Below are 16,076 nucleotides of genomic sequence, written 5' to 3'. Positions count from 1 at the left end.
CAAAAAATATTACAATGAAAATAACTTAAATTTATCTTGCATATAAACACAGTTCATTGCGAAGGAGGAACGACTGAAGCAATCTCATAAAACAAGGTTACTTATTGCTTATCCTTGTAACCTGCTTCATACCTCGCATTGTCGTTGCGCCAAAAAGCCCCTTACTTATTACAATACGTTTTTACCATGGTGGCGGCTTCGGCCTGGCCCATATCGGCTATTTCTTTCCAGGTGAGGCAGGCATTTTCGGTGTCTCCTGATTTATAAAGCATGGCAGCCTTGTTGTAAATCGCGTCGATATTCAGCGGGTCCAGCTGGTAAGCATACTCAAATAACTCAATCGCTTCTTTAAAGTCGTTCTTGGTAATCGCCTGCAAACCCTCATCAAAGGCCACTTTACTCAGGCCCTTGTCAAATACCGAGCCTCCCTGTTTTAAACGTACCGCGTCAATATCATTTGTAAAATAATGGAAACGTATGCTGTGGTAAAAATAGTTGTCCTGGCTCATCAGCACAAACGGAAGCTCTACAGTATCATAAGCCGCAAATTCGTTAAGGTCCCAGTGCTTATAGCTTTTATCCAGTAATTTTTTTACTGTAGCCACACCATCAGCGTCCTGTAGCTGCGATGCGGTAATTACGGTTTCGAGCGTTTTTAGTTTTGGATGGAAAACAATTTTTCCTACGATGGCAAACTCCCTGAGGTTGCGCTTAAATGCTTTATAAAGATCGTTTTCAAACCAGGAATCGCACGCAGGAGAAAAATATTTGCTTGCCCTTATGGTAGCCTGTCCGCTATATTTTTCTTTTTCCTTCGCCACCAGTACCTCGCGCCGCACCATAGTATAGCGGTGCAGCTTGTCCTGAAATTCTTTGTCATCCTTCTGCGAAAACACCAGCGTATCGGCAGTAACCTTTTCGATGGTATAAAATTTATAGGCCGAGGTTCGGAATATATTATTGGGCAGGGCGTTATACCCCAGGCACGAAGATTCATCTAAGTTATTTCTGTGGACGGCGTCAAATGCAATGCACAGTTTCTTTTTCTCTATCCTGTATTCTTTATAGTCTGAATCTTCAATAGTAGCGGCAAGTATTTTACTGCCGTCTTTTAAAGTAGTATTAACTACCACCCAGTCGCCCAACGGCAGGGTATAGCCTTTTTCCTGCCCATAAGCTGAAGTAATAAAAAGCACAAAAATCAAAAATCTGTACATGTGTATGCTTTGGTTGGTTCAAAGCAAATTTAATTTAATTTTTCAATTATCTCACTCATGGTGCTTAAACCTTTATCGTGCAGGTACCATTTTTGCAAATCGGTTTTGGTTTCATCAGTAACCACGCCATCACGTTCTTTAGCTTCTTTAATAAGGTTAGTACCGCCTTCAGGCCGCGGGCCCCAGCTGGCTACCGGCGTTTGTGTTTCGGCATCTAAAACCACAAGTTTAGGTATAGAGCGGGCACCGTTAGTAAGGTAAGCATCCATAAGTTCGGGGTTGTCATCCCGCAGTACTAATTTCATTTCTATTTTATCAGATGCATTCACCATCTTGTTAATAACCGGCACTATCTGCGCAGCATCGCCACACCAGCCTTCGGTAATAACCAGGAACGTGTAGGTTTTGTCAAGATGTTGCAGTTTGTCTAAAATTTCATCGGGAAGGTGGATGGTTTTATCCAGGCGGTTCATGCGAGCTTCGTTAAGCGTGGTATAGTGGGTAAGCGCCTCACTTTGGGTTGCGCCTGTACTAAGCCCCTGCTCAAGCAGCGTGGTAACATGCTGGCGGTAACCGGCATAAGTAAAGCTGTTGCTAAGGCTTTGCTGTATTATGGCATCTGTAGTTGTCATTACTTAAAACTTTTAATTATTTTTTATATAGCAAAAAAAACGCCATTCGGTAAAAAACTGTAATTTAGGCAGGCAAATCACACACCTGATGAAATTTGATGGAAAAACCATTGGGCTCACGCTTTCGGGCGGCGGGACCAAAGGTATAGCCCACGCGGGCGTTTTAAAGTTTTTTGATGAAGAGGGGATTAAGCCCCGCCAGATAGCCGGAACCAGCTCGGGTGCCATAGTGTCATCTTTATATGCATGGGGCAAACAACCGGAAGAAATACTGGAGTTTTTTAAGTCCATTTATTTTTTTCACTGGAAGCATTTTACCTTTCGCAAGCCTGGATTTATAGACTCTTCTTCGTTCCGGGATTATTTTAATGATATTTTTGGCGAATCTACATTAGGAGACCTGCCATATGACATGCACCTTACCGCAACCGACCTTGTTTCGGGCAAGCTGAGGATCTTTGGCGACGAAATTAAAATTGCCGATGCCGTACTGGCCTCATCAGCTTTCCCCGGTATCATATCGCCTTATGAAATAGACGGGCGGCTGTATGGCGATGGCGGCATTGTAAACCACTTCCCTACCGATGTGTTGCAGGGCCGTTGTGACGCTAACATAGGTATTTATGTAAGCCCGATACAAAAAATAGATAAAGACGACCTGCGCTCTATTAAAGCCGTTACCACCCGGGCGTACGACCTGCTTTCGGCTAACAGCAACATGCAGAAGTTTACACTGTGCGACTGGGTTATCAGCCCTGATGAACTGGCGCTGTACAGCACCTTTGAGACCAACAAGCAAAAGATGGATGAGATTTTTAATATAGGCTACGAGGCTGCAAAAAAATCGTATGAAAGCCTGATTGTATAGTAAACCTTTAACTCATTTGCACCTAAATGAGGCATCCGGAAGGGAGATGCCAAATTGATTATCCTTACTCCCATGGAAAACATCTTTACCCACGAGTATTTTATGAAGAAAGCCTACCAGGAAGCTCAGGCTGCTTACAGTAAGGGCGAAATACCCGTGGGCGCTGTGGTTGTTGTAGATAATCGTGTTATTGCAAAAACCCACAACCTTACCGAGCTCCTTACTGATGTTACTGCCCATGCCGAGATGCAGGCTATAACCGCAGCGGCTGGTTTTTTGGGAGGGAAATACCTTACCGGATGTACGCTGTATGTAACGCTGGAACCCTGCCAGATGTGTGCCGGCGCCCTTTACTGGAGCCAGGTGAGCAGGGTCGTGTATGCCGCTCATGATACCCACCGGGGCTACACCGCAATGGGCGGGAAGCTGCACCCTAAAACTGAAGTAATCACCGGTATTATGGAAGCCGAATGCGGCGAACTTATCAAAGCTTTTTTCAGGGAACGGAGGGGTTCGTAAAATTGTTAATGATATACAAAAAGTTATCTTTTGTTTGCCGGTTAATATATAATTATATATCTTTGGTGAGTTGACAATCAAATAACTTAACTAATTTACCATGACAAGATTTCTATATATAAGACATTCGGATGAAGTCAAGCGAATTACATCGTAGTATAAAGAAAGCCGGATGGATTCACATTCGCACAGAAGGCAGCCACTATATTTATGAAAAAAACGGTAAGACTTATCCCGTACCCTTTCATGGTCCAAAAGAGGTTGGAACAGGGCTGCTAAGTAAAATTAAGAAAGAGATGGGGCTTTAATAATCGGGCACCTCAATTATATAATATTTGAAATTTTAAAATGTATAGATTAATATGGAAATCGTAAAGATTGTCATTGAGCGTACTAATGACCTATATTCAGCATTTGCTGAAAATGTAGAAGGAGTGTATGCTGGAGGGGAATCTGTCGAGGAAACTAAAAAATCGGTTGAAGATGCTATTCGCCTTTTAAAAGAGTATAATGCTCCGGAAAATATCCCGGATATTTTGAAGAATGAGTATGAGATAGAATACAGCTATGATATTCAGAGTTTTTTTGATTATTATAAACGTCTGTTCAATAATCCTGCTCTTGAAAAACTCACAGGTATAAATCAAAAGCAACTTCATCATTATGCCACAGGGCATAGAAAACCAAGAACTGAAAGCATTAAAAAATTAGAAGATGCGCTCCATAAATTAGGTGCAGAACTATCTTCTTTAAAACTTTCTCATTAGAATTATAGCCCATCTCTTAAGATGGGTTTTTTAGTTAAACATCAAAGCATTTTTGAAAGAACGAAGAGATTTGTAAACAACTGATTATCAGTTATATTTTTTTATCGAAAAATTATTTTCATTTTTTTTTATTTTGTGCACAATATTTAGATAATATTGCATGTTATAGCGGAAATGAGGGTGGTTAACCATCAGGTTCACAAAGGTTTTTAATACGTTCACATGGTTGTTCTGTTTTGCTTTTGTGGGAGCCTTTCTCCTCATTTGCTGTACCCTCCTGTGGCTTGTTTTTCATTCCCCCGTGCATCTTTTAACAGGCCGGCCTTCTGCCAAAACAAAAATTTTTTATACCTTAACTTTTTAACCAACTGTTTACACCATGAAAACACTAAAGCTGGTGCTGCTCTGTGCGGTCGCCACAATGCTTTTCTATTCCTGCAACAATGAATCAGCAGCAGATTTCGATTCAGATTTTACGCTTTACCGTGATTACATTACAAATTTTTCGTCGGGGGTAGTCAGTACCCGATCCGATATTAAAGTGGGGCTCGCGTTTGCCAAAAAAGAGTGGCAGGCCGGGCAGGAATTAGATGACAGCTATTTTAGTGTTTCGCCATCGGCAGATGGTAAAGTGGTGTGGCTGGATGATAACAGCATCGCCTTCAGGCCAACTAAAAAACTGGAGCAGGATACCGAATACCGGGTTACCCTGCACCTTTCTAAATTTATAAACGTGCCTGCCCCGCTGGCCGATTTCAAATTCCGCGTTAAAACCCTCAAGCAGGACCTTATAGTTACCACGGCCGACCTGCAAAGCTATAACCGCGATACACAGTTTCTTAACGCGGTGCTTAAATCAGCCGATTACCTCGACCTTGCCACAGCCAAAAAAGTGGTATCTGCTACCCAGAACGGGCACAAGCTGCCCATACGTTTTGAGGGGCAGGATGGCTCAGGCACGTTGTTTAACTTTATTATAGACAGCATACAGCGCCAGGCACAGGACAGTAAAATCACTATAAACTGGAACGGCAAGCCTTACGATATTGAGAGCGAGGGCAACGAAGAATATACCATTCCCGGTAAGGATAACTTTAAGGTGCTGAGCGCCGAAGCCGCTGAAGGCGACAACCAGACGCTGCTTGTAAACTTTAGCGACCCCGTGCGCAAAGACCAGGATTTTGCCGGACTGGTGTCGGTAGCGAATGTGCAAAACATGACCTTCTCTACCGACGGTAACCTGCTTAAGGTATTTTTCTCTGAACCTCTTAATGGTAATTTCCTTGTAGAGGTATTCCAGGGCATTGAGAGTACGGAAGGCTTTAAAACCAAAAAAGCATTCACTGAAAATATAACCTTTGAGCAATTAAACCCACAGGTGCGTTTTATAAAGAATGGTAACATATTGCCGGCCTCCAGCAACCTTAAGCTGAATTTTGAGGCCGTAAACCTTAGTGCCGTAGACGTGCGCGTATACCGTATTTTTGAGAGCAACGTATTACAGTTCCTCCAGGATAATAACCTGAATGAAGAAAGCTACAGCCTGCGCGATGTGGCATTGCCCATAGCCCAGACCAAAATGGTGCTGAACAGCAACAAAATGCTGAACTACGGTAAGTGGAATGCCTACGCCATAGATTTATCAAAACTTGTGCAGCCCGAACCCGGCGCTATTTACCATATTGAGATGTCGATGCGCAGGTCTTATTCGCTGTATAAATGCGATGACAGCGGCACGGCAAGTGCTACAGAAACTGAGGAGGAATCTGATGAAGACAATGAGCCCGAAGATTTTACCGAATATGAAGACAATGACTACTATCACGACGATTACGACTGGGAGCAGCGCGACAACCCGTGCAGTACGTCATACTATTACGACCGTAAAGTAGAGACTAACGTATTGGCCAGCGACCTGGGTGTTATCGTTAAGAAAGGCGACAACAACAGTTTCTTCTTTGCTGTTACCAGCATTACCAGTACTAAAACCATTGGCGGTGCTAAGGTAGAGCTGTACAACTATCAACAGCAGCTTGTGGCATCTGCGCAAACGGATATAGACGGTACAGCAACGCTTAATAGTGACAAGAAGCCCTACTTTGCTGTTGTCAAAAAAGACAAGAACACCACCTACATAAAACTACAGGAGGGCAACACACTGTCAGTTAGTAACTTTGAGGTAGACGGCACCAGCCTGCAAAAAGGGCTTAAAGGCTTTATTTATGGAGAGCGGGGCGTGTGGAGGCCGGGCGATACGCTGTACATCGGTTTCATACTAAATGATAAGGAGAGCAAACTTCCGGCTACACACCCTGTAAAAATCCGCCTGAGCGACCCTAACGGCAAAATGATGTACCAGGGCACGCAGCAGCGCAACGACTTGAACCATTACCGCTTTGTAGTGCCTACGCAAAGCACGGCTCCTACAGGCAGCTGGGAAGCAATGGTATCCGTTGGTGGGGCGCATTTTTATAAGGCCATTAAAATAGAGACCATCAAGCCAAACAGGCTAAAAATAAAAAACAGCTTTGAGGGCCAGATGCTTTCGGCCAATAAACAAAATACCGGCACGGTTAGCGTGGCCTGGCTGCACGGTGCTATTGCCAAAGGCCTTAAAGTAGAAATGCAGGCTAAATTTATGAGCCAGAAAACCGCATTTAAAGGCTATCCTAACTATGTGTTTGACGACCCTTCGCAAAGCTTTAGCAGCGAAGAGGTAAATATTTTCAGTGGCACGGTAGACGATAATGGTGTGGCTAAAGTATCTGTAGCACCTAAGCTCGACGTGCGCGCCCCCGGCCTGCTTAAGGCGGCCATTATTACCAAAGCCTACGAAAAAGGCGGCGACTTTAGTACCGATGTGGTATCGGCTAACTATAGCCCGTATGAAAGCTATGTAGGCGTGCGTGCGCCCGAAGGCAACAAGTACGGTATGCTCGAAACCGGCAAGGCAAACAAGTTTGAAGTAGCAGCGGTAAACGAAAACGGACAGGCAAAACCGGGCCGCAGGCTAGACGTTAAAGTATATAAAACCGAGTGGCGCTGGTGGTGGGATGCCAGTAACGATGTTTCGGCATACAGTAACGCGGTGAGCAATTCGCCGGTATACAGCCAGTCATTAGTAACGGATGCAAGTGGTAAAGGCGCTTTTTATTTCAAGACCGAAACCGAAGAATACGGCAATTATTTAGTTAGGGTTACCGATGTGCAAAGCGGGCACTCGGCAGGAACAGCGGTTACTATAGACTACCCATACTGGAGCGGGCGTAACCGCAACCGTACCGGCGAGGAAGCCGCCATGCTTATGTTTACTACCGATAAAGAAAAGTATGCTGTGGGCGAAAAATGCACGGTATCTTTTCCGTCAAGCGAGGGCGGCAGGGCGCTCATTTCATTGGAAAACGGTAGCAAGGTTGTAAAGACCTATTGGGCGGAGACCAAAAAAGGCGAAACCCAGGTGGTAATACCTATTACCGGTGCATTAGCGCCAAATGTGTATGTAAACATTACGCTATTACAACCGCATGCGTCGACTAAAAATGATTCGCCGATACGCTTATACGGCATTGTACCGATAGCGGTAATTGATAAAGGCACGGTGTTAGAACCGCAGATAAGCATGCCGGAAGTGCTGAAACCGGAACAGAAAACCAGCATTAAAGTAAGCGAGAAGAACGGCCGCGCGATGACGTACACCGTTGCCATTGTAGACGAAGGCTTGCTTGACCTCACCCGCTTTAAAACCCCTAATGCCTGGGATGCCTTTTATGCTAAAGAAGCACTGGGCGTAAAAACATGGGACATATACGACCAGGTTATCGGTGCTTATGGAGGCAAAATCAACCAGGTGTTCAGCATAGGCGGTGATGAGGCGCTGGGCGGCGGTAAGGCGAAAAAAGCCAACCGCTTTAAGCCTGTGGTTATATATTTAGGTCCGTACAAACTGGAAAAAGGGCAAACTAAAGTCCACAACATACAACTGCCTAAATACATAGGCTCGGTACGCACCATGGTTGTAGCAGCCAATGATGGCAACAGCGCTTACGGTGCGGCAGAAAAGACCACGCCGGTACGCAGCCCGCTGATGCTATTGGCTTCCCTCCCTCGGAAGGTAACGCCCGGCGAAAAAGTAACGCTTCCGGTAACGGTATTTGCCATGGAAGACAAGATTAAAAATGTGCAGGTACAGGTTAAGACCAACGCCGGGCTTAAGGTGTCGGGCACGGCATCACAGTCGATTCGTTTTGAAAGGGCCGATGAAAAAGTGGTGTACTTTGATCTTGTTGTACCTAACGCTACGGGAATTGGCACGATAACCGTTACGGCATCCAGCGGCAGCGCAACAGCCAGCTACGACGTAGAACTTGATATTGTTAACCCTAACCCGGTTACCACAAATTACCAAGAGCTGGTGCTTAAGCCCGGCACTACAGGCACGCTCGACTGGCAGGCCTTTGGCGTAGCAGGCAGCAATAAGGCAAGGCTTGAGGTATCGTCGTTCCCGAGTATCGATTTTAACCGCAGGCTCGATTACCTGATTCAGTACCCGCACGGCTGTGTGGAGCAAACTACATCGTCAGTATTCCCGCAACTGTACCTGGCAGACATAGCCGATATCGACCAGAACCGCAAAAACAAGATACAGAAGTATGTAACGGCGGCTATTAAAAAGCTGCAACAGTTCCAGGTGGGTTCCGGTGGCTTTAGCTACTGGCCGGGCGAAATGGAAGCTGACGACTGGGGCAGCAGCTACGCGGGCCACTTTATAGTAGAAGCCGAGAAAAAAGGCTACGCGCTACCCATGAACATGAAAAAACAGTGGCTCAGCTACCAGAGAAACCAGGCAAGGCAATGGCGCCACGACGCGGGCTACCATAACGATTTTGCCCAGGCCTACAGGCTGTATACACTGGCCCTGGCCGGCAGCCCCGACCTAAGCAGTATGAACAGGCTGCGCGAAACCGTAGCAATAGATGATGAATCACGTTTACGCCTTGCAGCGGCTTATGCACTGGCAGGCCAAAAAGCGGTCGGGCAGCAATTGCTTGCGCAGAGTTCGCTTGATGATACCAGCCAGAGGCATTACTATTATTATGGCTCACCGGAACGCAACCGTGCCATGGCGCTGGAAACGCTGATAATATTAGGCAAGGATGCAAAAGCCTTTGAGTATGCTACAAAGCTTGCCAAAGACATGAGCGGCAGCGGCTGGATGAGCACGCAAACTACGGCCTACTGCCTGTACAGCATGAGCAAGTTTGCACAGAAAAACGGCCCCAAGGGTATTGATGTAAATTATACTAACGGCGGCAAAAGCAACGCGATTAAAACCGCTAAGACCTTTGCGGACCGCGTGCTGGAAATTGGCAAGGATAATAAAGTCACCATTAGGAACAACAAAACGGGCACGCTGTATATAAAAGTAATTTACAGCGGTGTGCTGCCTGTAGGCCAGGAGCAAACTGAAGAACGTGGCTTTAAAACCGGTATAGTGTTTAAAGACCGCGGCGGTAAAGTTATCGACCCCGGCCAGTTAGCACAGGGCACTGAGTTTGTGGCAGAGGTAACGGTAGGCAACACATCGGGTGAACTTGTAGAGAACATCGCGCTTACGCAGATTATAGCAAGTGGTTGGGAAATTGTAAATACAAGGTTTACCGATTTTGGCAGCTTTGCCGAAAATAAAGTAGATTATACTGATATTAGGGATGACCGGACTAACTTCTATTTCAGCCTCAAGGCACATGAAACCAAGTCGTTCAGGATATTGCTAAATGCCAGCTATCCGGGCAGCTATTACCTGCCGGGTGTGCAGTGCGAAGCCATGTACGATAATAGCTACCTTGCCAGGACAAAAGGCCGATGGGTTAAGGTGGTTAAGTAAGTATATATGTTCCGGAGGGAAATTTCTATCCCTCCGGAATATTTTTAAAAAATCATATTTAAAGGGTCATTTCATTATACCCCATCACAATCTCGTATCCTTTGGACTTAAAGTATTCTACCGGGTTTTCCTCGGCTACCGCCAAAACAAAATCGCCGCCCCAGGCGCCCAGGCTTTTCACCACACCCTTAAAATCAGGGAACAGCTTTTCCTGTACCGGGGCAATGCCTAAAATTCCACCCATTAAGGCTTCCTGTTTTTCCAAAGCCGAGGCAAATGAGTTGAGGTCGGGCGCGGTTATTACATCTTCAACAAGCTTGTTTATCCTTAATATTAAATCCTGCTTATCAAATACCTTTTCTCTGTAGGCGGCAATGCCCTCGCGGCTGTTTTGCTTCTGGTTGAGGTATACAAACCAGAGCTTATCGGCAAATGTGGGATTGAAATTTATTGGGGTTATTTCAGGAGAACCACTTTCAAGTGTATAGATAATGGGCGTATTGTACTGCGCGCAGGCAATGTCGTACCCACTACCGCCAAAGGTGTCGGCCAGGAGTTTATACACGTCAACGCCAAACCACTGCGCCACCATGGCAATAAATGTAGAGCTGGTACCCAGGCCCCAGTTACGCGGAAACATCAGTTTTGTTACTACATCAAACCCTGAAGTTAGTACTTCCGGATTCGCGATATGCGCAGCATGCAGCACTTTTATAAGCATTGCGGCGGCGTTATCTACCGTTGTATTATTCTTAATAATATCATCAATAGAGAAAACTGCCTCCAGCCATACCGAACCATCAGCATCATAGCTTGTCCAGCGCAGTGTATTGCTATCATTGGCCTCAACTTCCATTGCCTGACCGAACTTTGTGGGCACAGCAAGCGCATTCGCACCGTCGAGCACGGTATATTCGCCCATAAAAAGCAGTTTTCCGTTAGCGTAAAAAGTCTTCTTCAATTCGTGCAGGGTCGTTAGTGCGTAAAAGGGTTAAAAATTCGGCGGCGGCGCTGTGGCTCACGGTATTTTTTTCAAAATGCTTTATGGTAGCCTGTTTTTCAAGTTCGTTAGCACCCAGCTGGTTGAGTATGTTCATCAGGTGCATTTTCATGTGGCCTTGCTGTATCCCGGTGGTGGTAAGCGATCGTAGCGCGGCAAAGTTTTGCGCCAGCCCGGCCACGGCCACTATTTCCATAAGTTCCTTCGCGCCGGGATTGCCCAGCATCTCATGGCAAAATTTCACCAGCGGGTGCAGCGTAGTAAGTCCGCCTACGGTACCCAGCGCTAATGGCACATCGAGCCAAAAGGTAAAGATACCATCCTCCACCTTAGCGTGGCTAAGGCTGCTGTAGTGCCCGTCTTTAGCGGCATAAGCATGTACACCGGCCTCTACGGCACGGAAGTCGTTACCTGTAGCCACCACCACGGCATCGATACCGTTCATAATGCCTTTATTGTGGGTCACGGCACGGAAAGTCTCTACCTCGGCAATCTGCACGGCAGCGATAAACTTCTGCGCAAATTCTTCGGGCGAAATGTTTTTATCTTCATTCAGGTCGGCTACCGGGCAGCTTACTTCTGCACGTACCACGCAATTGGGCACATAGTTGCTCAGTATGCTCATGATAACCTGTATGTGGCTTTCTTCTTCAGTAAACAGTTCAAATACCGGCGCTTCTTCCCGCAGCGTTTTGCTGAACTGCTCCAGGCAGGAGTTTATAAAGTTGGCCCCCATGCTGTCTACCGTTTCAAAAGTAGCGTGCAGCTGGTAGTAGCCTTCAATTAAATTTGTTTTGTCGCGCAACTCGATATCCAGTATACCGCCGCCGCGTTTCTGCATGTTTTTGGTAAGGTCTCCGGTCGCGGTAAACAGTTTTGGCTTAAGTTTCTCAAAAAAAGTGGTAAGCTTTTGGCTTTCGCCAAAATATTTAAAGTGTACCTGGCCTATTTTTTCGGTGCTGAGTACGGTAGCCCTGAAGCCCCCACGCGTAGCCCAGAACTTGGCCGACTTGCTTGCTGCCGCCACTACCGAGCTTTCTTCAATAGCCATAGGTATGGTGTAATCCTTCCCATTTATGGTAAAATTAGGCGCTATACCCAGCGGCAGGTAAAAATTGGTAACTGTATTTTCTATAAACTCGTCGTGCAGCTTTTGCAGCGCCTCGTCGTCATTATGGTATTGTTTAAGTAATGCAATAGCTGCTTCAGCATCCTGAAAATACCCTTGTGCCAGCCATTCTATTTTTTGTTGTTTGCTTAGCTTGCTAAACCCGCTTATCGCTTTGCTCATTCTCAGTAGCTTAAAAATGTTGTGTAGCGCAAAGATACGGTTTTTGATTAGCGCGTCATTTAAAAATAATAAGGCTAATTAAATATAAGAAATCGATTTAACTAAAAAAAGTACCCTTAAGTCATAAAATTTTACTAAAATTGGAGGTTTTTATCAGATACGAAATGAAATACGCTAAGAAGTCAATTTTACTGTTTTTGTTAGCCGCAACACCTGCATTGGCGCAGCAAAAAATAACCCTTGAAGAAATATGGAGGGGTGGTTTCCGCACCCAGGGGATGGACGAGCTCACACCAATGGCCAATACCAACCAGTATACCGTGCTCAATACCGACTGGAATGCCGGCACGTCAACCGTAGACCTGTATGATTTTGCCACGCTTAATAAGGTAAGTACGCTTGTGGATAGTAAAAAGTTTGGTGAACTCCACGGTATCGATAGCTATACCTTTAGCAAAGACGAGAAGAAGATACTACTGGCCAGCAACAGCGAACCGATATTCCGGCATTCGTTTACCGCCGACTTTTATATTTATGATACGGCATCAAAGGCGCTTACCAAGCTAACGGAGGAAAAGGTGCAGGAACCTTCTTTTTCGCCGGACGGCAGTAAAGTAGCCTATGTTTACAATAACAATATTTATGTAAAGGATGTAGCGAACGGCATAACACGCCCTGTAACTACCGATGGTAAAAAGAACAGTATTATAAACGGGGTGACCGACTGGGTGTATGAGGAGGAATTTAGCTTCGTAAAAGCCTACCAGTGGAATGCCATGGGCGACAAGATTGCCTACATACGTTTTGATGAGGCTGATGTGCCGGAGTTTACAATGGAGTTGTACGACCAGGGGCTGTACCCGCAGCCGTATACCTTTAAATACCCGAAGGCCGGCGAAACGAATAGCACGGTTACACTGCACATTTATGACGTAAAAACTAATGCCGATAAGGAAATTAAGCTGGGCAATTATTCCGATTTTTATATTCCGCGCATTAAGTGGACGAATGAAGCCCAAACACTGAGCGTACAGGTAATAAACCGCCACCAGAACAACCTCGACCTTATTTTTGTAGATGCAAATACAGGAGCTGCTAAAGTAGTAATGAATGAAACTGATGCCGCCTATGTAGACATTACCGATAACCTTACCTTCCTTAACGATAACAGCTACATCTGGACCAGCGAGAAGGATGGCTACAACCACATTTACCACTATAGCAAAACCGGAAAATTGATTGACCAGGTTACTAAGGGTAAATGGGAAGTTACTGCTTACTACGGATTTGATAAAAAAACCGGTAACATTTTTTACCAGAGTACCGAGAACGGCAGCATCAACCGCGATGTGTATAAAATCAACATAAACGGCAAGGGTAAAACAAGGCTTACCACACAAGCCGGCACCAGCGATGCCAAGTTTAGCCCTGACTTTGATTTGTTCATCAATTTCTTTTCGAGCGCTACACAGCCGGAAACCTTTACGCTAAACAGCAGTAAAGATGGCACGTTGGTAAAAGAAATACTCAATAACGATGCTATATTGCAAAAGCTGGCGGCTTACAAACTTTCTAAAAAAGAATTTACCACCATAACTACCGAAAAAGGTCACGTGCTAAATACCTGGTTTATAAAACCTGCCGACTTTGACGCTACTAAAAAATACCCGGTACTGATGTACCAGTACAGCGGCCCGGGCAGCCAGGAGGTGGCTAATAAATGGAACGAAATAAACGACTACTGGTACCACATGCTGGCGCAGCAGGGCTACATTGTAGCCTGTGTAGATGGCCGCGGAACCGGATTTAAGGGGGCAGAATTTAAAAAAGTTACCTATAAAGAACTGGGCAAATATGAGGTAGAAGACCAGATTGATGCCGCTAAGGTTATTGGTAAATACGCTTATGTTGATGCAAGCCGTATCGGCATTTGGGGGTGGAGTTATGGTGGGTTTATGAGCAGCAACTGTATCCTTAAAGGTGCCGATGTGTTTAAGGCAGCCATTGCCGTGGCTCCGGTTACTAACTGGCGTTTTTATGACTCGGTGTATACCGAGCGCTACATGCAAACCCCGCAGGAAAATGCAGGCGGGTATGATACTAACTCTCCCATAAACTTTGCGAAGAACCTTAAGGGCAAATATTTGCTGATTCATGGCAGCGCCGATGATAACGTACACGTACAAAATACTATGCTGATGATAGAAGCGCTGGTGCAGGCAAACAAACAATTTGACTGGGCCATTTACCCCGACAAGAACCACGGTATTTACGGCGGGGCCACAAGGCTGCAACTGTATACTAAAATGACCAACTTTATAAAAGAGAACCTGTAAAACACAACTATGGCAACAGCTAACGCAATTACCCCAAAAGGTAAAGAATTTTTAGGGCACCCTTTTGGCTTATATATATTGTTTTTTACAGAGATGTGGGAGCGCTTCAGTTTTTACGGCATGAAAGCCCTGTTGATTTTTTACCTTACCAAGTACCACTTTTTTAGTGATAGCGATGGTAACCATATTGTAGGCAACTATGCCGCGTTAGTATATGCCTTGCCTATTTTAGGAGGGGTGTTGGCAGACCGGTACCTTGGTTTCAGGAAAGCGGTAATATTCGGTGCCATATTGCTGGTGCTGGGCCACCTGGGCATGGCTTATGAAGGCTTTCACGCTTATAATGATGCCGCCGGGAACATAGTGCGTGACGAAACCGCCATACAATCCTTTTATCTTTCCATGGGTTTTATAATAATGGGTGTGGGTTTTCTTAAGCCTAATATCTCAACTATTGTAGGCCAGCTTTACGAAAAAGAAGACCCGCGCCGCGATGCCGGGTTTACCATATTTTATATGGGCATCAACCTGGGTTCGTTTATGGCCACACTGCTTTGCGGGTGGCTGGGCGAAACCTACGGCTGGAGCTATGGTTTTGGCGCTGCGGGGGTGGGTATGATGTTAGGCCTTGTGTCGTTTATACTTGGGCAAAAACACCTTATGGGGAAAGCCGAACCTAAAAACCCGGAAGTACTTAAAGAGAAATCGCCTATTGGTATAAATAAGGAGTGGTTTATTTACGTGCTTTCTATAGCCGGAGTGTTTGTGTGCTGGCAGCTGGTGCAAAACCATGCTGTAGTGGGTGGAATTCTTACTTTTGTCTCTATTGCGGTGGTAGGTTACCTGCTGTATTTTATAACTAAAGAATGTACGCCACAGGAAAGGGGCCAGATGCTTGTATTAATGGTACTGATTGTTTTCACAGTAGTTTTTTGGGCATTGTTTGAACAGGCCTATACCTCAATGAATCTTTTTGCCGACAGGATAGTAGACCGCAACACACAGTTTGGTGAAGTGAAAGCTTCACAATTCCTTTCGCTAAATGCATTGTTTATAATTATATTTGCCCCCATCTTTGCATGGATGTGGATAAAGCTTGCCAAGGTAAGGCTTGAGCCTAATACAGCGGTAAAGTTTGGTTTGGGCATTGTGTTTGCCGGTCTGGGCTTTGGCGCGCTGGTACTGGGCATTCAAAATGCCGATAGTTTTGGCAAAGTAGCGCCTTTATGGCTTATTGCCGCATATCTGTTGCATACCTTTGGCGAATTGTCGCTTTCACCGGTGGGCCTTTCGGCAGTTACCAAACTTTCGGTGCCTAAAATAGTAGGCTTTATGATGGGCGTATGGTTTTTAGCCACTGCCAGTTCAGAATACATTGCCTCAGTGCTTGCAAATATTGCAAGTGTAGATACCGAGGGCGGTAAAGTTACCGATACGGCGGGCGCGCTTACAGCATATTCAGACCTGTTTGGATTCCTCTTTATTACGGGGCTTATTGCGGGGGCTATATTGCTACTGCTTTCGCCAATACTTAAAAAATACATGCACGGCATCAGATAATT

The 16,076-nt window shown here is 45.4% G+C and carries 11 protein-coding genes; 7 read left to right on the top strand and 4 right to left on the bottom strand.

What is annotated here, in order from left to right:
* Nucleotides 1-161: 161 nt before the first annotated feature.
* Together ACLI09_RS14885 and ACLI09_RS14880 are read right to left on the bottom strand one after the other, a co-directional pair.
* Entirely contained in the window at nucleotides 162-1,217 is a 1,056-nt protein-coding gene (locus tag ACLI09_RS14885; RefSeq protein WP_411420430.1) for a tetratricopeptide repeat protein, read from the bottom strand.
* Nucleotides 1,218-1,246: 29 nt separating this feature from the next.
* Entirely contained in the window at nucleotides 1,247-1,849 is a 603-nt protein-coding gene (locus ACLI09_RS14880; RefSeq protein WP_411420429.1) for a thioredoxin family protein, read from the bottom strand.
* Nucleotides 1,850-1,937: 88 nt separating this feature from the next.
* Here ACLI09_RS14880 and ACLI09_RS14875 point away from each other — a divergent pair, with 88 nt between their 5' ends.
* From ACLI09_RS14875 to ACLI09_RS14855, 5 genes are all read left to right on the top strand, one after another.
* A complete protein-coding gene (locus tag ACLI09_RS14875; RefSeq protein WP_411420428.1) occupies nucleotides 1,938-2,717 on the top strand; it encodes a patatin-like phospholipase family protein in 780 nt (259 codons plus the stop codon).
* A 72-nt stretch (nucleotides 2,718-2,789) separates the two neighbouring features.
* The gene (locus ACLI09_RS14870) at nucleotides 2,790-3,236 is read left to right on the top strand and encodes a nucleoside deaminase (RefSeq protein WP_411420427.1); all 447 of its coding nucleotides are present in this window, start codon (nucleotides 2,790-2,792) and stop codon (nucleotides 3,234-3,236) included.
* 131 nt (nucleotides 3,237-3,367) lie between these two features.
* Nucleotides 3,368-3,544 (top strand): type II toxin-antitoxin system HicA family toxin, encoded by a 177-nt coding sequence (locus ACLI09_RS14865; RefSeq protein WP_411420426.1) that lies wholly within the window; start codon nucleotides 3,368-3,370, stop codon nucleotides 3,542-3,544.
* Nucleotides 3,545-3,598: 54 nt separating this feature from the next.
* On the top strand, nucleotides 3,599-4,003 hold the full coding sequence (locus tag ACLI09_RS14860; protein WP_411420425.1) for a type II toxin-antitoxin system HicB family antitoxin: 405 nt from the start codon (nucleotides 3,599-3,601) through the stop codon (nucleotides 4,001-4,003).
* Nucleotides 4,004-4,382: 379 nt separating this feature from the next.
* The gene (locus tag ACLI09_RS14855) at nucleotides 4,383-9,887 is read left to right on the top strand and encodes an alpha-2-macroglobulin family protein (RefSeq protein WP_411420424.1); all 5,505 of its coding nucleotides are present in this window, start codon (nucleotides 4,383-4,385) and stop codon (nucleotides 9,885-9,887) included.
* 58 nt (nucleotides 9,888-9,945) lie between these two features.
* Here the strand turns inward: ACLI09_RS14855 and ACLI09_RS14850 are convergent, their stop codons facing one another.
* The gene (locus ACLI09_RS14850; RefSeq protein ID WP_411420423.1) at nucleotides 9,946-10,848 is read right to left on the bottom strand and encodes a GYDIA family GHMP kinase; all 903 of its coding nucleotides are present in this window, start codon (nucleotides 10,846-10,848) and stop codon (nucleotides 9,946-9,948) included.
* Nucleotides 10,826-12,178, bottom strand: coding sequence for a hydroxymethylglutaryl-CoA reductase, degradative (locus ACLI09_RS14845; protein ID WP_411420422.1), 1,353 nt, complete (start codon nucleotides 12,176-12,178; stop codon nucleotides 10,826-10,828). The genes ACLI09_RS14850 and ACLI09_RS14845 overlap by 23 nt, the downstream gene beginning before the upstream one ends.
* Before the next feature lie 164 nt (nucleotides 12,179-12,342).
* On the opposite strand from ACLI09_RS14845, the gene ACLI09_RS14840 reads away from it, so the two are divergent.
* The gene (locus ACLI09_RS14840; RefSeq protein ID WP_411420421.1) at nucleotides 12,343-14,514 is read left to right on the top strand and encodes a S9 family peptidase; all 2,172 of its coding nucleotides are present in this window, start codon (nucleotides 12,343-12,345) and stop codon (nucleotides 14,512-14,514) included.
* 9 nt (nucleotides 14,515-14,523) lie between these two features.
* Complete coding sequence (locus ACLI09_RS14835; RefSeq protein WP_411420420.1) at nucleotides 14,524-16,074, top strand: peptide MFS transporter; 1,551 nt, start codon at nucleotides 14,524-14,526, stop codon at nucleotides 16,072-16,074.
* Nucleotides 16,075-16,076 lie beyond the last annotated feature (2 nt).

This window comes from Flavobacterium sp. RHBU_24, assembly GCF_046613695.1.
Lineage (GTDB): Bacteria > Bacteroidota > Bacteroidia > Flavobacteriales > Flavobacteriaceae > Flavobacterium.
The sequence above is the reverse complement of the archived record's forward strand: the minus strand, read 5'-3'. Positions and strand labels throughout refer to the sequence as shown.